15 protein-coding genes are annotated in these 18,062 nt (G+C 67.8%); 8 read left to right on the top strand and 7 right to left on the bottom strand.

The annotated features are described in order from the left end of the window. Window positions 1–100 precede the first annotated feature (100 nt). Window positions 101–1,375 (top strand): threonine ammonia-lyase IlvA, encoded by a 1,275-nt coding sequence (gene ilvA / locus IC40_RS0115340; protein WP_030135588.1) that lies wholly within the window; start codon window positions 101–103, stop codon window positions 1,373–1,375. Here ilvA and treZ read toward each other — a convergent pair. Genes treZ through IC40_RS0115320 form a run of 4 tightly spaced genes read right to left on the bottom strand, consistent with a single transcriptional unit; the run spans window position 1,363 to window position 9,673 of the window. Continuing rightward, window positions 1,363–3,096, bottom strand: coding sequence for a malto-oligosyltrehalose trehalohydrolase (gene treZ, locus IC40_RS0115335; protein WP_030135587.1), 1,734 nt, complete (start codon window positions 3,094–3,096; stop codon window positions 1,363–1,365). The genes ilvA and treZ overlap by 13 nt on opposite strands. Next, window positions 3,093–5,360, bottom strand: coding sequence for a malto-oligosyltrehalose synthase (gene treY / locus IC40_RS0115330; protein WP_030135586.1), 2,268 nt, complete (start codon window positions 5,358–5,360; stop codon window positions 3,093–3,095). The genes treZ and treY overlap by 4 nt, the downstream gene beginning before the upstream one ends. 13 nt (window positions 5,361–5,373) lie before the next feature. Next, complete coding sequence (glgX, locus tag IC40_RS0115325) at window positions 5,374–7,548, bottom strand: glycogen debranching protein GlgX (protein ID WP_042509705.1); 2,175 nt, start codon at window positions 7,546–7,548, stop codon at window positions 5,374–5,376. Further along, a complete protein-coding gene (locus tag IC40_RS0115320; protein WP_030135584.1) occupies window positions 7,505–9,673 on the bottom strand; it encodes an acetyltransferase SucT in 2,169 nt (722 codons plus the stop codon). Before IC40_RS0115320 ends, glgX begins: the two co-directional genes overlap by 44 nt. Window positions 9,674–9,764: 91 nt before the next feature. On the opposite strand from IC40_RS0115320, the gene IC40_RS0115315 reads away from it, so the two are divergent. The 4 genes from IC40_RS0115315 to IC40_RS0115300 are packed head-to-tail and all read left to right on the top strand — an operon-like array spanning window position 9,765 to window position 13,439. Next, complete coding sequence (locus IC40_RS0115315; RefSeq protein WP_030135583.1) at window positions 9,765–11,057, top strand: adenosylmethionine--8-amino-7-oxononanoate transaminase; 1,293 nt, start codon at window positions 9,765–9,767, stop codon at window positions 11,055–11,057. A 29-nt stretch (window positions 11,058–11,086) separates the two neighbouring features. After that, entirely contained in the window at window positions 11,087–12,223 is a 1,137-nt protein-coding gene (locus tag IC40_RS0115310) for an 8-amino-7-oxononanoate synthase (protein ID WP_030135582.1), read from the top strand. A gap of 10 nt (window positions 12,224–12,233) precedes the next feature. Further along, the gene (bioD, locus tag IC40_RS0115305; RefSeq protein WP_030135581.1) at window positions 12,234–12,911 is read left to right on the top strand and encodes a dethiobiotin synthase; all 678 of its coding nucleotides are present in this window, start codon (window positions 12,234–12,236) and stop codon (window positions 12,909–12,911) included. Window positions 12,912–12,914: 3 nt separating this feature from the next. After that, a complete protein-coding gene (locus IC40_RS0115300; RefSeq protein ID WP_030135580.1) occupies window positions 12,915–13,439 on the top strand; it encodes a 2'-5' RNA ligase family protein in 525 nt (174 codons plus the stop codon). Here the strand turns inward: IC40_RS0115300 and IC40_RS0115295 are convergent. Then, window positions 13,429–14,013 (bottom strand): TetR/AcrR family transcriptional regulator C-terminal domain-containing protein, encoded by a 585-nt coding sequence (locus tag IC40_RS0115295; RefSeq protein ID WP_030135579.1) that lies wholly within the window; start codon window positions 14,011–14,013, stop codon window positions 13,429–13,431. The genes IC40_RS0115300 and IC40_RS0115295 overlap by 11 nt on opposite strands. A 70-nt stretch (window positions 14,014–14,083) precedes the next feature. Between IC40_RS0115295 and bioB the strand changes: the two genes are divergently transcribed. From bioB to IC40_RS0115280, 3 genes are read left to right on the top strand one after another with little or no spacing between them, the layout of a single operon-like run. Then, complete coding sequence (gene bioB / locus IC40_RS0115290) at window positions 14,084–15,079, top strand: biotin synthase BioB (RefSeq protein ID WP_030135578.1); 996 nt, start codon at window positions 14,084–14,086, stop codon at window positions 15,077–15,079. 25 nt (window positions 15,080–15,104) lie between these two features. After that, complete coding sequence (gene bsaP, locus IC40_RS0115285; RefSeq protein WP_396869476.1) at window positions 15,105–15,353, top strand: biotin synthase auxiliary protein BsaP; 249 nt, start codon at window positions 15,105–15,107, stop codon at window positions 15,351–15,353. 20 nt (window positions 15,354–15,373) lie between these two features. Continuing rightward, complete coding sequence (locus tag IC40_RS0115280) at window positions 15,374–16,030, top strand: DUF2567 domain-containing protein (protein ID WP_234797853.1); 657 nt, start codon at window positions 15,374–15,376, stop codon at window positions 16,028–16,030. Here IC40_RS0115280 and IC40_RS0115275 read toward each other — a convergent pair. Together IC40_RS0115275 and IC40_RS0115270 are read right to left on the bottom strand one after the other, a co-directional pair. After that, complete coding sequence (locus IC40_RS0115275) at window positions 15,966–17,315, bottom strand: lipase family protein (protein WP_030135575.1); 1,350 nt, start codon at window positions 17,313–17,315, stop codon at window positions 15,966–15,968. The two genes, IC40_RS0115280 and IC40_RS0115275, sit on opposite strands and share 65 nt — an antisense overlap. Window positions 17,316–17,358: 43 nt before the next feature. Next, on the bottom strand, window positions 17,359–18,051 hold the full coding sequence (locus IC40_RS0115270) for an NUDIX hydrolase (protein ID WP_030135574.1): 693 nt from the start codon (window positions 18,049–18,051) through the stop codon (window positions 17,359–17,361). Between the last annotated feature and the right edge of the window lie 11 nt (window positions 18,052–18,062).

Genomic DNA, 18,062 nt, shown 5'->3' with positions numbered 1-18,062 from the left:
CTCGCAACCCAGAGTTCGGGCAACCGAAACTCTGTATTGGGCGTGTCACGTCCGGTTGTCAATTTTCACGGACGGCCCAGGTGGTGGCACCATTGTCGGGGTGTCCACCGATCTGAACCAGAGCACCTCGCCGCTGACCGCCACCGATGTGGACGAGGCCGCCGAGCGAATTTCGGGTGTGGTCACGGTGAGTCCACTGCAGTTCAGCGATCGGCTGTCCCAGATCACCGGTGCGCAGGTCTATCTCAAGCGCGAGGATCTGCAGGCGGTGCGCTCCTACAAGCTGCGCGGCGCCTACAACATGCTGATGCAGCTGACCGCCGAGGAACTCGCCGCCGGGGTGGTGTGCTCCTCGGCGGGCAACCATGCCCAGGGCTTCGCGTTGGCCTGCCGGTCGATGGGCGTGCACGGACGCGTCTACGTGCCGGCCAAGACGCCCAAACAGAAACGCGACCGGATCCGTTACCACGGCGGCGAGTTCATCGAACTGATCGTCGGCGGCAAGACCTATGACATGGCCGCCCAGGCTGCGCTCGACGATGTGGCCCGCACCGGAGCCACGCTGGTGCCGCCCTATGACGACCCGCGCACCATGGCCGGCCAGGGCACCATCGCCGTCGAACTGCTCGACCAGCTGCCCGGTGAACCAGACCTGGTGATCGTCCCCATCGGGGGCGGCGGATGCATCGCCGGGATCACCACCTACCTTGCCGAGCGCACCACCGGCACGGCAGTACTCGGTGCCGAACCGGCCGGGGCCGCCTCGATGCTGGCCGCGCTGGCGGCGGGCGCACCGGTGACGCTGGAGCATGTCGATCAGTTCGTCGACGGGGCGGCGGTGGCCCGCGCGGGTATGCACACCTACGCCGCCTTGGCCGCCGCCGGTGACATGGTGTCGGTGACCGCGGTCGACGAGGGCGCGGTCTGCTCGGCGATGCTCGACCTGTACCAGAACGAGGGCATCATCGCCGAGCCCGCGGGCGCGCTGTCGGTGGCCGCGCTGCTGGAGGCCGATATCACCCCCGGTGCGACGGTGGTGTGCATCATCTCCGGCGGCAACAACGATGTGTCGCGCTACGGGGAGATCCTGGAACGCTCCCTGGTGCACCGTGGGCTCAAGCACTATTTCCTCGTCGACTTCCCGCAGGAGCCCGGCGCGCTGCGCGGCTTCCTGGACACCGTGCTGGGGCCCAACGACGACATCACGCTCTTCGAGTACGTCAAGCGCAACAACCGGGAGACGGGCGAAGCCCTCGTCGGCATCGAGATGGGTTCGGCCGGCGACCTGGACGGGCTGTTGGCGCGCATGCAAGCCTCCGATGCCCACGTCGAACTGCTCGAGCCGGGTTCTCCGACGTACCGCTACCTGACCTGAGCGGTCTGCACATCCCGCAGCACCGCGAACGACTGCGCGGGGATCTGGGTACCGCAGTCTGCCGGTGACGGCGGCTCCCAGGCCAGCGCAACCTCGCCGCTCACCGGCACCGTGACCGGAACCTCGCCGAGGTTACAGATCACCGCAAAGCTGCCGCGGTGCATGATGATCCAGCGTGCCGACTCGTCGTAGTCGATACGCAGCCGGCTCAGCCACGGATCGGCGAAGTCGGGCTCGTTGTGCCGCAACGCGATCAGGGCGCGGTAGGTCTCGTACAGGCGAGCGTGCGCACCCTGGTCGACCTCGTTCCACCTCAGCTTGGACCGCTCGAAGGTTGCGGGGTCCTGTGGATCCGGGATCTCGTCGGCATCCCATCCGTGCGCGGCGAACTCGGCCTTGCGGCCCTCGGCGGTGGCACGGGCCAGTTCCGGTTCGGGATGGGAGCTGAAGAACTGGAAGGGGCTGCTTGCACCCCATTCCTCGCCCATGAACAGCATGGCGGTGTACGGCGATCCCAGCGCAAGCGCGGCCTTGACCGCGAGCTGTCCTGGCGTCAGATTCTGCGAGGGTCGATCGCCGACCGCGCGGTTGCCGACCTGATCGTGGGTCAGTGTGTAGGCCACCAGTCGCGTCGCGGGGATCGCGGCGATGTCCAGCGGGCGGCCGTGTCTCCGGCCGCGGAACGACGAATAGGTGCCCGCATGGAAGAAGCCGTGCGCCAGTGTCTGCGCCAGGGTCTGCAGTGAGCCGAAATCGGCGTAGTAGCCCTGCCGTTCGCCGGAGACCGCGGTGTGGATGGCGTGGTGGATATCGTCGTCCCACTGGGCCGTCATTCCGAGCCCGCCTCGATCACGTGGCGTGATGGTGCGCGGATCGTTCATGTCGCTCTCGGCGATCAGCGCCAGTGGCCGCCCCAATTGCGTTGCCAGCTTCTCGGTTTCGGCAGAAAGCTCCTCCAGGATGTGAATGGCCGTGGTGTCCACCAGCGCATGCACGGCGTCCAGACGTAAACCGTCGGCACCGAACTCGCGCATCCAGCGCAGCGCACAGTCGATGATGTAGCGGCGCACCTCATCGGCACCATCGTCGGCGATGTTGATCGATTCGCCCCACGGGTTGCTGCCGCTGGACAGATACGGACCGAAGCGCGGCAGGTAGTTCCCGGACGGTCCGAGGTGGTTGAACACGGCGTCGATCAGCACACCGAGGCCTCGGGCATGGCAGGTATCGATGAAGCGCAACAGTGCGTCCGGCCCACCGTAGGGTTCGTGCACGGCGTACCAGAGCACACCGTCATATCCCCAGCCGTGGCTTCCGCTGAATGCGTTCACGGGCATCAGCTCGACGAAGTCGACGCCCAGATCGACCAGGTGATCGAGCTTTTCGGCGGCCGCGTCGAGGGTGCCCGCCGTGGTGAAGGTCCCGATATGGAGCTCGTAGATGGTGGCGCCCTCGATCGAGCGGCCGGCCCACGGTGTGGGCGGAGCCGGGGGCTGCCACCGTTGTGAGGCGCCGTGCACCCCGTCGGGTTGCCGCGGCGAGCGCGGGTCGGGCAGCACCGTGTCCTCGTCATCGAGCACGTATCCGTACCGGCTGTCCGGACGGGCGTCGACGTCGGCATGCCACCAGTTCGCCTCGTCGCGAACCATCGGGTACCGCACACCGTCGAGCTCCAAGGTCACCCGGTCGGGCCGGGGCGCCCACACGTCGAACGTCGTCATGACGCACGCTCCAGCAGTACGCCGGGAAGCTCGGCGAACAGCTCGGCGGCATCGGCGACGCCGGCGAACGTGCGACCGGTCAACCGATCGATCCAAGTGCCCTCGGGCAGCGTCAATATCGTCTCCCCCCAACCGGTGTCCTCAAGCCGGGCGGTCCATCGGCTGACCGCCACCACGACGTCGGCATCCCTGGCGTAGGCGAGGACGTGATCGGCGGCCGGACCGCCTGGCAGCAATGGATGGTATCCGCCGCTCAGGTAGGTCTCGGGACGTTCACGTCGTGATCGCAACGCGGCGTTGACGATCCGGATCTTCGGGTCGGACAGCTCGGTGAGCGCCTTACGACGAACCAGGTAGTCGACCGGTCGCCGGTTGTCCGGGTCGACCAGGCTGTCGTCGAGAAGCTCGGTGCCCTGGTAGACGTCGGGAACGCCGGGCACGGTGAGTGCGAGCAGCTTCTGGCCGACGGCATCGTTGAGGGCATGCGGCTGAAGCTGGCCGACCAGCGCGGTGAGTTCCGTGCCCACCGGCCCGTCGAGCACGGCGTCCAGCCAGTCGTGCACCGCCGCTTCGAAGTCGGCGTCCGGGTCGTTCCAGGTGGTGTGCACACCGGCTTCGCGGATCGCTTTCTCGGCATAGGCATGCAGCCGGGTGCGCAGCTCGTCGGTCACCTCGCCATCCACCGGCCAGACGCCGAAGATGTTCTGCCAGAGGAACAGTGCGGTATCGGCATCGGGTGCGATCACCACCTGGGACCAGCGTGCCACCCGGTCGGCCCAGAGCGCGGGCACCTGGGACAACACGCCGATGCGCGCCCGGACGTCTTCGCTGCGCTTGGTGTCGTGGGTGGAGGTGGTCACCATCGCGTGCGGCCACAGCGCCGCCCTGGTGGCATTGCGCGCATGGAATTCGGCGGCGCTGACCCCGAACAGGTCGGGTTCGCCACCCACTTCGTTGAGCGTCACCAAGCGGGCATCCCGGTAGAACTGGCAATCTTCGACGGCCTTGGCCGTGACCGCACCACACAGTTGTTGGATGCGTTTGGCCGATTCGCCGGCTCCGGCAAGCGCCGTCGCGACGATCTGTAGGGGGGCTGCGAGATCCGGACGAGCGGAGATGGTTTCGGCGATCGCCACCGGGCCCAGCGCGGCAAGGGCGGGATAGTCGAACCGGTACACGCCGATATGGGTCAGCAGTGCGGTGATCGATTCGGGCAGTTGTGGGTGGTCGGTCCCGGTCTCGGCGACGATGGTCCGGCGCACGCGGGCCAGCTCGCTGGCCAGGGTCACCGTCGCCGCCGTCGTCTTGAGCTCGGCGATCTGGGCCGCGTACCCGGCGGTACCGCCGTAAAGCCCGTCCAGGTCGGACTGGGCGGCGGGGTCGAGGAAGACACCCCCCACTTCACGCAACGCGTCGTAACCGGTTGCGCCGTCTACCGGCAGCGCGGTGTCCAGGGCCTCGTCGGGGGCCAGGATCTTCTCGATCACGATCCAGGCGTCCTGGCCCACGAGCTCGCGGAGCCGCGCCAGGTAATCGGCGGGGTCGGTCAACCCGTCGGGATGGTCGATGCGCAATCCGTCGACCAGTCCCTCGGCGAACCAGCGGGCCACTTCGGCATGCGATGCATCGAACACCTCGGGATCTTCCTGGCGCAGCCCGGCCAATGAGGTGATCGAGAAGAAGCGGCGGTACCCGCACACGTTGTTGCGCCAGCCGATCAGCTTGTAGTGCTGGCGCTCGTAGACCTGCTCGGCGGTGCCGGTCCCGGTGCCCGGTGCGATCGGCCACGTCCGGTCGCCGAGGCGCAACACGTCGCCATCGACGGTGAGCCCGGCGATGTCATCGTCAGAACCCAGCACCGGCAACACGATTCGCCCGTCGGCCAGATCCCAGTCGATATCGAAGTACGCGCCGTACGCCGAATCCCTGCCGTGGGTGAGCACATCCCACCACCAGGGATTGGCGCGGGGATCCTCCACGCCGACGTGATTGGGCACGATGTCCACGATCACGCCGAGACCCCGCTCACGCGCCGCGGCCGACAGCGCGGCAAACCCGTCGGGACCGCCGAGTGCGGCCGACACCGTGGTGGGATCGGTGACGTCGTAGCCGTGCGTCGATCCGTGTGCGGCGGTCAGGATGGGGGACAGGTACAGGTGGCTGACCCCCAGCTCGTCCAGGTAGTCGAGCAGGGCGAGTGCATCGGCGAAAGTGAACGCGTCCCCGCGCATCTGCAGTCGATATGTGGAGACCGGGACACCCATCAGCCGTTACCGCCTAGGTCGTTTTCTTGAGCACCCGAAGTGATCGCGGCTGCAGCGAGATCTTCTCGCCGGCAGATATGGTCACCTCGTTGGCACCGGCGGGGTCGCCGGTGTTCAACGCGGTTACCCACTTTTCGGCGTAATCATCGGGCGGCAACACGAAATCGAGTTCCTCGTCGTGTGCGTTGAAGCACAGCAGGAACGAATCGTCGCGCACCCGCTCACCGCGCGCGTTGGGCTCGGGGATGGCGTCGCCGTTCAGGAAGACCGCGATGCTCTTACCGAACCCTGATCCCCAGTCCTCCGGCGTCATCTCCGCACCGGCGGGGGTCAGCCACGCGATATCGCGTACCTGCTCACCGCTGCGGATCGGGTTGCCGGCCAGGAACCGCCGCCGTCGGAACACCGGGTGCTTCTTGCGCAGGGCCACCGCCTTGCGGGTGAACTCGAGCAGTTCGGCGTTCTCGTCGAGTTTGGACCAATCCACCCACGCAACCGGCGAGTCCTGGCAGTAGGCATTGTTGTTGCCGCCCTGGGTGCGGCCGATCTCGTCGCCGTGGCTGATCATGGGGGTGCCCTGGGACACCATCAGGGTGGCGATCATGTTGCGCATCTGCCGGGACCGCAGGCTGACGATGGCGGGGTCATCGGTCGGACCTTCCACACCGCAGTTCCACGACCGGTTGTGGCTCTCGCCGTCCCGGTTGTCCTCACCGTTGGCCTCGTTGTGCTTCTCGTTGTAGGAGACCAGGTCGGCGAGGGTGAACCCGTCGTGGCAGGTGACGAAGTTGATGCTCGCACCGGGCCGGCGCCCGGTGTGCTCGTAGAGATCCGAGGAGCCGGTCAGCCGGGATGCGAACTCCCCGAGGGTGGCCGGTTCGCCGCGCCAATAGTCGCGCACCGTATCGCGATACTTGCCGTTCCATTCGGTCCACAGACCGGGGAAGTTCCCGACCTGATAACCGCCCTCGCCGACATCCCACGGTTCGGCGATCAGCTTGACCTGACTGATCACGGGATCCTGCTGTACCAGATCGAAGAACGCCGAAAGCCGGTCCACATCGTAGAACTCGCGCGCCAGCGTGGAGGCCAGGTCGAAACGGAAACCGTCCACGTGCATCTCCAGCACCCAGTACCGCAGCGAGTCCATGATCAGCTGCAGTGTGTGCGGATGTCTGGCGTTGAGGCTGTTACCGGTGCCGGTGAAGTCCTTGTAGAACTGCTCCTCACCGTCGAGTAGCCGGTAGTAGGCCGCGTTGTCTATCCCGCGGAAGTTCAGGGTCGGACCGAGATGGTTGCCCTCGGCGGTGTGGTTGTAGACCACGTCGAGGATCACCTCGATACCCGCCGCATGGAAGGAACGCACCATCGCCTTGAACTCGGCGACGGCGCCACCGGCGTGGCGGTTCGACGCGTATTCCGAGTGTGGCGCGAAGAAACCGAACGTGTTGTAGCCCCAGTAATTCCGCAATCCGAGATCGAGCAGCCGATGGTCGTGCAGGAATTGGTGCACCGGCATCAGTTCGATGGCGGTCACGTTGAGCGCCTTGAGGTGCTCGATGATCGCCGGGTGCGCGAGACCGGCATAGGTGCCGCGCAGATCCTCGGGAATGTCGGGATGGCATTGGGTCAGGCCCTTGACATGAGCCTCGTAGATGACCGTCTCGTGGTAAGGGGTCTTGGGAGCCCGGTCCGATCCCCAGTCGAAGAACGGGTTGATCACCACGCTGGTCATGGTGTGGCCGAGGGAGTCCACCGCGGGGGCGGCAGGCGTGACGGCCGGATGGTCGGACTCCAGGTCGTAGGAGAACAGCGCCTGACCGAACGTGAAGTTGCCGTAGAAGGCCTTACCGTAGGGATCGAGCAACAGCTTGCTCGGATCGCAGCGCTGCCCGATGCTGGGATCCCACGGTCCGTGCACGCGGAAGCCGTAGCGCTGGCCGGGACTCACCGTCGGCAGGTACGCGTGCCAGACGTAGCCGTCGACCTCGTCGAGCGGAATCCGTTGTTCGGTGCCGTCCTTGGCGATCAGGCAGAGTTCGACCAGCGTGGCGACCTCGGAAAACAACGAAAAGTTGGTTCCCGCACCGTCATAGGTGGCGCCCAGCGGGTAGGGGGTACCGGGCCAGACCGTCGTGGCCACGTCACCACCAGCCGGTTGCGGCCGCGAGCTGCCGCCCGAGTTCATTGGTCATGGAACGCACGTAGGTCGTCGACAGATGGTGAGAGTCGTGATACATCAACACATTTCCCTCCACTACCCGGCAGAAGTCCGGTCGGCACACGGCGTCGGTCATATCGAGCGGCTTGAGGTTGGGGAACCGTTCCAGATAGTCGAGTGTGGGGTTGGTGTCGGACAGTACCTCAGCCCGATCGATACCGCAGGAGATGGCGTCACCACCACTGGCCAGGCAATCGGCCGGAAAGTAGGGCTTGTTGTTACGCGTCAGCCACGGGGTGTCACGCATGGCCAGCACGTCGATACCCGCGTCCAGGAACTCCTGCCAGATGCCGAGATATTGGCTGGGCATCACATCGCCGGGTTTGATGTTCCACGGTCGAGTCGAGGTGGTGAAGACATAATCGGGTTTGTCGGCCAGCAGCTTGGGCATGACCTTCTCGTTCCACTCCCGGCACTTCGGGTATGGGCGGTTGTCTCCCATCACCAGCGGCTTCTGCTCGGTGGTCAGCGGGCAGCCCATCTTGAGATAGGTGACGACCTTGAAATCGTGGAGCCTGCCCAGCAGGTCGAGCGCGGTGATCCAGTGTTCGGCATGTGAGCCGCCCGCCAGGGCGATCGTGCGGGAGGAATCCTTGTCTCCGTAGGTGCAATTGATGACGTCGACGTTGTCGAAATCGCTGATACACCCGGCCGGGGTCGATTCGGGGATGTCGTTCTTGGCTTCCAGCACCGTCGGGCGCATCGGGAGCTTGGGAACCTTGGCGTGGTTGATCAGCGCCCGTGCCCCGGGGTAGTCCCTGGCAGAGAGTCCAGACAGCTCCTTGCCGCTGGCCCGCTCGACGGTCACGTGCTCACGCCAGGTGAACGATGTCGCGGTCAGCGTGACGCCCAGCAGCGTCACGAAGGAGCCCAGCACGATCGTCGGGCGCCGCAACCGCGTGCGCCACGGGATCGTCGCCGCGGCGGTCGATCGGGCCGGTGCCCGATAGCGCAGCGGGGTCTCGACATAGCGCATCGTCAGCCAGGCCAGCACGCCGGAGACCAACAGCACCGCGGCGCCGTCGACGAAGTCGACGTGTTCCTTACCGCTGTAGGCCAGCCAGAAGATCAGCAACGGCCAGTGCCACAGGTACAGCGAGTAGGCGATCGAGCCCAGCCAGACGAACGGCCGGGTCGCCAGCAACCGGTTCGGGGCGGGCAACGCGCCGTCGGTGCGCGGGTCGGCCGCGCGATTGGCCGCCGACAGGATGAACAGGATGGTCGCGCCGACCGGCACCAGCGTCCACGGTCCGGGGAACTCGCGGACACCGTCGATGAGCCAGCCGCAGGACAGGATCGCCGCCAGTGCGATGGTTGCGATGATGGTCCGCAACCACATCGGCCAGCGCACGTAGGGGACCAGGGCGCCGACCAGCGCCCCGAGCGTCAGCTCCCACGCCCTGGCGAAACTGTCGTAGTAGGCGATGGCCTGATCGGTGTTGTGAGCGTGGATCGCGTAGACGAATGAGGCGATGGTGACGGCGGTGAGCACCACGATGAACACGGTCCGTAGGTGCCTGCCAAGCCTGCCGCGCAGCGTGTAGGCCAGCACCAGGATCAGGGCCAGGAAGGCGAGGTAGAACTGGCCCTGGACCGACATCGACCAGATGTGCTGCAGCGGGCTGACGGTCTCACCCGCGCGCAGGTAGTCGGCGGCGGTGTTGGCCAGTTCCCAGTTCTGGTAGTACCCCAGGCTGGCCAGGCTCTGGTCGGCGAATGTCTCCCAGCGCGTCTCGGGTTGGATCAGGATGGTCAACACCGCGGCGGCGGCCAGCACCACGATCAGGGCGGGCAACAGCCGTCGCACCAGTCGGATGACCTCGGACACCGGCCTGATGGCGGTCGCCTCGTCCAGTGCCGAGCGCAACAGTCGCCCACCGAAGAAGAAGCCCGACAGCGCCAGGAAGACGTCCACGCCGCCGGAGACCCGTCCGAACCAGACATGGAACACCGCGACGAGTGCGATGGCGACACCGCGAAGTCCGTCGAGGTCATGCCGATAGAAGCCCGAGGTGCGGGTTCCGGTCGTGGTGGCGGTCGTGGACACCGGGCCATCGGTACGCGCAGGTCGGGCTGGAGCGAGGGTCATCATGGTCGGGGAGTCAATCTACCCAATTATCCTGGGTGCCTCAGGCCGCGGGCGTGGCGTCACACCGGCCGGGCGGGCGATAGTGTCCGGAGCCATGCCCGCGTTGACGCCGGCCGAGATCGGCGCGATCGACTCCGCACACATCTGGCACCCCTACAGCACCATGGGTCCCGCAGCGCTGCCGCCGGTGGTGGCCACTGCCGCGCGCGGCGCCTGGCTCGAACTGCATCACCGCGGACGTCGCATCGACGCGCTGGACGCGATGAGCTCATGGTGGACCGCGGTGCACGGGCACGGACACCCCCGTCTGGACGCCGCGTTGCGCGCTCAGCTGGCGACCATGAACCACGTCATGTTCGGTGGACTGACCCATGAGCCCGCCGCGCGGCTGGCCCGATTGCTCGTCGACATCACCCCGGCCGGGCTGGAGACGGTGTTCTTCAGCGATTCCGGTTCGGTCTCGGTGGAAGTGGCGGCCAAGATGGCGTTGCAGTACTGGCGCAGCCGAGGACGGCCCGGCAAGCACCGGCTGATGACGTGGCGGGGCGGGTATCACGGGGATACCTTCACGCCGATGAGTGTGTGCGATCCGGACGGCGGAATGCACTCGATCTGGAGCGATGTGCTGGTGCGGCAGGTTTTCGCGCCCGCGGTGCCCGGCCCGTTCGACACCGACTATGTCGCCGCGTTCGAGGCGCAGTTGACCGAACATGCCGACGAGCTCGCCGCGGTGATCGTCGAACCGGTGGTGCAGGGCGCCGGCGGGATGCGCTTTCACGATCCGCGGTACCTGGTCGAGCTGCGCCGGATCTGCGATCGTCACGACGTCCTGCTGATCTTCGACGAGGTCGCCACCGGTTTCGGCCGCACCGGGGAGTTGTTCGCCGCCGATCATGCCGGTGTCAGCCCCGACATCATGTGTGTGGGCAAGGCGTTGACCGGTGGTTATGTCACCTTGGCTGCGACGTTGTGCACCGCGCAGATCGCGACGACGATCAGCAGCGGTGACCCGGGCGCGTTGATGCACGGCCCGACCTTCATGGCCAATGCCCTGGCCTGTGCGGTGTCGGTGGCCGCCGTGGAGCTGCTGTTGGAAGGGGACTGGCGCGGTGCGGTCGGGGGTATCGAGGCAGGCCTGCGGGCCGGACTGGAACCGGCGCGCGAGCTGGCCTCGGTGGCTGATGTGCGCGTGCTGGGTGGTATCGGTGTCATCGAGATGACCGACCCGGTCGATATGGCGGTGGCCACCGAGACCGCGCTGGAGCACGGATTGTGGTTGCGGCCGTTCGGCAAGCTGGTCTATGCCATGCCGCCGTTCATCTGTACGTCGGACGAGGTGAGTCAGATCGGTGCGGGCATGGTGGCGGTCGCGCGTGCATTAACCTGAACGGTGTTCAAGTGTCGAAAGGACGTCCAGTGACACGCACCGGTCTTTCCCCACTGGCCTGGCTGGCCGGTGTCGAGGAGCGCCGCCGCGCCCAGGGGCTGCGTCGCACGTTGCGGGCCCGCCCGCCCGTCGGCACCGAGCTCGATCTGGCCTCCAACGACTATCTCGGGCTCTCCCAGCACCCCGATGTGCTGGCCGGCGGCGTGCAGGCGCTGCGCACCTGGGGTGCCGGCGCCGGCGGCTCGCGCCTGGTCACCGGCAACACCGAACTGCACGAGCAGTTCGAGGCCGCGCTCGCCGAGTTCGCCGGATTCGAGTCGGCGCTGGTGTTCTCCTCGGGCTACACGGCGAACATCGGAGCGCTGGTATCCCTGACCGGTGCCGGCTCGCTGCTGGTGTCCGACGCGTTGACCCATGCCTCGATCGTCGACGCGTGCCGGCTGTCGCGGGCCCGCATCGCGGTGACCCCGCACCGCGATATCGAAGCGGTTGCCGATGCGCTGTCGGCCCGGTCCGAGGAGCGTGCCGTCGTGGTCACCGAGTCGGTGTTCAGCACCGACGGGGTGTTGGCCCCGCTGCGCGAACTGCACGAGGTGTGCCGCCGATTCGGTGCGCTGCTGGTGGTCGACGAGGCGCACGGTCTCGGGGTGCGCGGCGCGGGCGGGCAGGGTCTGCTGCACGAGGTCGGGTTGGCGGGTGCGCCGGATGTCGTGATGACCACGACCCTGTCCAAGGCGCTCGGCAGCCAGGGCGGCGCGGTGCTCGGCCCGGCCGCCGTGCGGGCCCACCTCATCGACACCGCACGCACCTTCATCTTCGACACCGGGCTGGCCCCGGCCGCCGTCGGTGCGGCTCTCGCTGCGCTGCAGGTGCTGGTCGCGCAGCCCCAGCTGGCGGGTGCGGTGCTGACCAGGGCGGCCGAGCTGGCCCGGATATGCGATGTCGTCGAGGAACCCACCTCGGCCGTCGTCTCGGTCATCCTCGGTGACCCCGAGGTCGCCGTCGCCGCGGCGGCGGCATGCCTGGATCGTGGCGTGCGGGTCGGGTGCTTCCGTCCGCCGACGGTGCCTGCCGGGACATCGCGGTTGCGGCTGACGGCTCGGGCCGCCCTCACCGCCGAGGAGATGGCGCTGGCCCGTGAGGTGCTGACCGAGGTTCTCGGGTGAGCGAGATCGCATGAGCATCGTCATGGTCACCGGCACCGACACCGGGGTCGGCAAGACGGTCACCACCGCGGCGTTGGCGTGTGCGGCGCGGTTGGCCGGCCTCGATGTGGCGGTGTGCAAACCGGTGCAGACCGGAACCGTCGACGGCGACGACGACCTCGGTGAGGTCGGCAGGCTCGCCGGTATCACGGCGCTGCACGGCGGTTGGCGCTATCCCGAACCGCTGGCCCCGGTCGCGGCGGCGAACCGGGCCGGGCTGGCACTGCCGACCGCGCCCGAATTGCTCGACGCGGTGCGGACCGCCGATGCTCCCGGCCGGCTGACCATCGTGGAAGGCGCCGGCGGTCTGTTGGTCGAACTGGGTGCCGACGGCGTGACGCTGCGCGATCTGGCTGCAGAGCTGGGCGCTCCGGTGCTGGTGGTCGTCGCGCCCAGCCTCGGCACCCTCAACCACACCGCGCTGACCCTGGAGGCCCTCGCCGGGCGCGGGCTGGACAGTGCCGGATTGGTCGTCGGGTCGTGGCCGTCGCAGCCCGGTATCGCCGAGCAGGGGAACCGGGCCGCGCTGGCAGAACTCGGGGAGATCCGGGCGGTGCTGCCGGCCGGCGCCGGGGCTGTGACTCCGCGGGAGTTCGAGACCCTCGCCGCGCAGTCCTTCGACCGTCCCTGGCTCGCGGGACTGGCCTAGCGCGTGGTGCATTCGGTGGAGTTGACACTCGACGACGCCGGTGATGCCGCGGTGCGCCGGATCTGGACCGGGCTGCAGGATGCCGGCCTGCCCAGTCAGGCCGATCACACCGGCGCGAGCAACCGACCGCACACGACGCTGACCGTTGCCGAGGACATCTCGCGCGCGGCCGATACCGATCTGGTCGCGGCGCTGCCGCGCCTCCCGATGCCGTGTCGGCTCGGTGCGCCGGTGGTGTTCGGTCACGGTCGCTACACGGTGGCGCTGCTGGTCGTGCCCTCCGCCCAACTGCTGGACCTGCATGCGCAGGTGCATCGAATCTGCTTGCCGCACATGACGTCCGGTGCGTTACCGCATACCGGTCCCGGTAGCTGGACGCCGCATGTGACGGTGGCCCGTCGGGTCGCGGCCGAGCAGCTGGCCGCGGTGTGCGAGATCGCCGCGGCGGGGCGGGAGATCGAGGGCGGGTTCGCCGGCCTGCGTCATTGGGACGGTAATGCCCGCATCGTCCAGCCGATCACCGGCTGAGGGACCTGTAGGCCGCCATCCCGTCGATCAGCAGGGTCAGGCCGAATCCGAAGCGCTGGCCGGCATCACCGGCAAGCGCGGACTGGCTTTCGGGAAGGTCGGCGCCCGCGGCGTCCCACTGCAGGCGGGACTGTTCGTCGACGGTGAATCCCAGCACGTAGTAGACGACGGTGCGGGCGGCGAGTTCGGCATGTGCGCCCGCCACGCCGGCCTCGGTTGCCGCCGTGCTCAGCCAGGTGACGATCTCTGCCATCGCCGTCGATTGACCTGCCGCAAAACTGGCCGAGACCAGTTCGGCGCCGTCGGTATGTGACAGCAGGGCGTCGCGCAGTCGGCGGCACGCCGTGTCCAGCTGTTCGCGCCAGGTGCCGGTCGTCGGTTGTTCCAGCGCCGGTTGCAGGATCCGGTCGGCGACCGCGCCGAGCAGTTCCTGCTTGTTGGCGAAATGCCAGTACAGCGCGCCGGGGCTGACGTTGAGCTCGCGGGCCAGCCTGCGCATGGTCAGGTCGGCGATGCCGAAGTCGTCCAGCAGTGCTGTCGCCGCGTCGACCACATCCCGTTTGTGGAGCTGCACCCGCTTACCTTAACCTGAACACCGTTCAAGCTTGAACGGTGTTCAAGGCATCCACGACGGAGGTTCACTGATGACCGACATTCTGGCGGCAGCGCGCGAGCAGGTACTCGATCGCGGCGTCGGTCTCGACCAGGAACAGACCCTGCAGGTGCTGCAGCTGCCCGACGATCGACTCGACGATCTGCTCGAGCTGGCGCACGAGGTCCGGATGAAGTGGTGCGGCCCGGACGTCGAGGTCGAGGGCATCATCAGCCTCAAGACCGGCGGTTGCCCCGAGGACTGCCACTTCTGTTCGCAGTCCGGGCTTTTCGCGTCCCCGGTGCGCAGCGCGTGGCTGGATATCCCGAGCCTGGTGGAGGCGGCCAAGCAGACCGCCAAGACCGGGGCCACCGAATTCTGCATCGTCGCCGCCGTGCGCGGCCCCGACGAGCGGCTGCTCGCCCAGGTCGCCGCCGGTATCGAGGCCATCCGCAACGAGGTCGACATCCAGATCGCGTGCTCGCTGGGCATGCTGACCGAGGAACAGGTGCAACGCCTGGCCGATATGGGTGTGCACCGCTACAACCACAACCTGGAAACCGCCCGTTCGTTCTTCACCAACGTGGTGACCACCCACAGCTGGGAAGAGCGGTGGGACACCCTGCGGATGGTGCGCGAGGCCGGTATGGAGGTCTGCTGCGGCGGCATCCTCGGGATGGGCGAGACGCTGGAACAGCGCGCCGAGTTCGCCGCCAACCTCGCCGAGCTCGACCCACACGAGGTGCCGCTGAACTTCCTGAACCCGCGGCCGGGCACGCCGTTCGGTGATCTGGAGGTGCTGCCCGCCGCCGAGGCGCTCAAGGCCGTCGCCGCGTTCCGGCTCGCGTTGCCCCGCACCATGTTGCGGTTTGCCGGCGGACGGGAGATCACCCTCGGTGACCTCGGCGCCAAGCAGGGCATCCTCGGCGGCATCAACGCCGTCATCGTCGGCAACTACCTCACGACACTGGGTCGGCCGGCCGAGGCCGACCTGGAACTGCTCGACGATCTGCAGATGCCCATCAAGGCTCTCAACGCGACGCTCTAGGGCGCGCTGTAGAACTGACAGGGTGATGATCGACGAATCCCAGGCGCTGCCGGCCCCGGTGGCCGCCGGTGTCTACAACACCTTCACCGGCGCCGAACTCGGCGACCAGGCAGGCACGGCCATCCCGACGGCCGCCGCGTTGGGCCTGGAACCGCCGCGGTTCTGCGCCGCGTGTGGGCGCCGGATGATCGTTCAGGTCCGCCCCACCGGCTGGTCGGCCAAATGCTCGCGGCACGGCGTGGTCGATTCCGTCGATCTCGACGCGCGCCGATGATCATCGCCGAACCAGCGACAATGCCGCGCACCACGCGGCCGACCGCCGCATTGCGGGTGTTCCTCGCGCTGCTGGTGACCGGCGTGCCGGTCGGTGCGCTGTGGGCATGGCTGGCACCACCCGCTCGCGGCATCGTCGCGCTCACCCGCTCCGGCGACCGGGTCAAGGCCTACCTGGGCAACGATTCCGACCAGCTCTTCCTCGGGGCGTTCCTGCTCGTCGGCTTCGCGGGCGTGGTCGCCGTCGTCGCCGCCGTGGCGGTCTGGCAATGGCGGGCCCATCGCGGTCCGGTGCTGCTGGCCGCGCTGTCGGCCGGCGCGGCGGGCGCGGCGGGGGTCGCGGCCGGACTCGGTGCGGCGCTGGTCCATTGGCGCTACGGCAGCATCGACGTGAACACCGCCCCGGTCACCGAGACCGACCGTGTCCATTACGTGTCGGAGGCACCCGCGGTGTTCTTCGGGCACGGCCCGCTCATCGTGGCCGCCACGTTCCTGCTGCCGGCCGCGGTGGCAGCGATGACATATGCGTTGCTGGCCGTATCGGCCTCTCGTGACGATCTCGGTGCGTGGCCGCCCGTGCACTACACCGGGATCTACCCGCCGGTCGTGCCGGTCAGCGATCCAGGACCGACAGCGGCAGCCGGCGAAGGCGCCGTCCGGTCAGCACCTTCGCCGTGATGACCGCCAACCGCGCCATACCGCGGTAGGTCGACGGGTTGAACAGCGTCGGCCAGGTGGTGCGCGCCAGGTTGGCGCCGAGTGGTCGGCCCGCGAAGCGATCGGACAGCCAGCGCAACGCCATCGGGGCGGACATCGGGTGCAGCAGCAGATGCTCGCTGAACATGTCCCGGTGGTAGGTCACGTGTGCACCGCCCGAGGAGTAGGTGTCGGCCAACTCGTCGATACCGTCCACCGAGATGATCTCGTCGTGCACGGCCTGGATGATCAGCACCGGTGGCGTCGGCACCGCGGCGCCGAGTTTGATGTCGTCGAAGACGTGCTGCACTTCGGGAGTGGACAGGATCTGCTCCAGCGGTTGATCCAGCAGATCGCCCATATCGGTGCGCCAGAACCGCACGATGGCTTCCACCGTCGTCATGTGGTGCAGCCGGTCCAGCAGGTCACGGCCGTACTCGCTGGTGTGCTCGGCGATGATCCGCTGCAGACCGGGGTAGACATCGGCCAGCGCGGCGACGACCAGCGCGGGCAGGGCCGCGGCGAAGGTGCCGTTGAGCTTGCGGAACGTGCGGCCCAGATCGCCGACCGGGGAGCCCAGGACGGCACCGACGATGTTCAGCTCGGGCGCGTAACTTCCGCTCATCTCGGCGGCCCAGGCACTGGCGAGTCCGCCACCGGAGTAGCCCCACAGGCCGATCGGCGCCTCGGGGGAGAGTGCGAGCTGTTCGGAGCCCAGGGCCGCCCGCAGCCCGTCCAGCACACGGTAGCCGGGCTCGTACGGGGTGCCCCAGCTGCCGTTGACGCCTTCGTGGTCGGGCACCGAGACCGCCCAGCCTTCGGCGATCGCGGCGGCCACCAGCAGCATCTCGAACTGCGGCACCGAACCGGGCGCCATGGCGTGGCGACGCAGGGCGTAGGACGGGAAGCATCGCGAGGTGATCGCGTCGATCGCGCACTGGTAGGAGACCAGCGGGCAGACCTGCTCGGGTCCGCGCTCTGCCGGGACGACGATCGTCGTGGCGGCGGCCTCGGGCCTGCCGTTCATATCGGTGGTTCGGTACAACAGTTGCACGGCCCGGATCTGCTGCGGGATCAGGCCGAGGAAGGCCAGCTCGACGTCTCGGCTGCGCAGCACGGTGCCCGGGGTGGCGTGCTGGAAACCCTCGGGAGCCACATAGAACGGATCGTCCTCGGGCAGCTGCGGGCGAGCGCGTCGATCGAGCGCCTCATGCGGGACGGCGCCGATCCATTCGGCATCCGATACGGCGGAGCTGCCAAAGTCCATCCGGGCATTGTTACTTAAGAACCGTCTAAGAATCCAGTCCGACTCACCCCGGTGGCCGTAACGCTGCGAACTCGTCGGTCACCCGATACCTGTCCTCGGTGAACCGGTAGAGCGCCGCGGGCCGCCCGCCGCTGCGGCCGGAACGCGCCGTGGTGCCCGTCCTGGTGATCACCTGCCGCCGCTCCAGCACCCGCTGCAGATTGGTCACGTCCACCGGGTGTCCCAGTGCCGCGCTGTAGATGTCCCGCAAGGTCGACAACGCGAATTCCCTTGGCGCCAAGGCGAAACCGATATTGGTATAGGACAGCTTGGCGATCAACCGAGCACATGCGTTCTCGACCATGGTGCGGTGGTCGAAGGCCATCGGTGGCAGGTTCGACACCGGGTGCCAGCGGGTGTCCGGTGGTAGCGCGGGGGTGGCGGGGGAGGGCACGAGTCCGAGGAAGGTCGATGCGATGGTGCGCGCCCCCGGCACCCGGGCCGGGTCGGAGAACACCGCGAGCTGCTCCAGGTGGGTCAGCTCGCGCAGGTCGACCTTCTCGGCGAGCTGGCGCCGAACTGAACTGATCATGTCCTCGTCATGGCGCAGGCGGCCGCCGGGCAGTGCCCAGGCGCCGCGTTCGGGATCCATCGCACGTTCCCATAACAGCACGCTGAGCTGGGGGTTCTTGGTGTCCAGGCGGCGAACCTGGAGCACGACGGCGAGTACCTCGTGCTCGGTGCTACGATGAGCCATGTTTTCGATCA

It is taken from the genome of Mycolicibacterium neoaurum ATCC 25795 (assembly GCF_000691525.1).
In the GTDB taxonomy this organism is placed as follows: Bacteria; Actinomycetota; Actinomycetes; order Mycobacteriales; family Mycobacteriaceae; genus Mycobacterium; species Mycobacterium neoaurum.
Note: the sequence above shows the minus strand (reverse complement) of the source record. Positions and strands in the feature narration are given on the sequence as shown.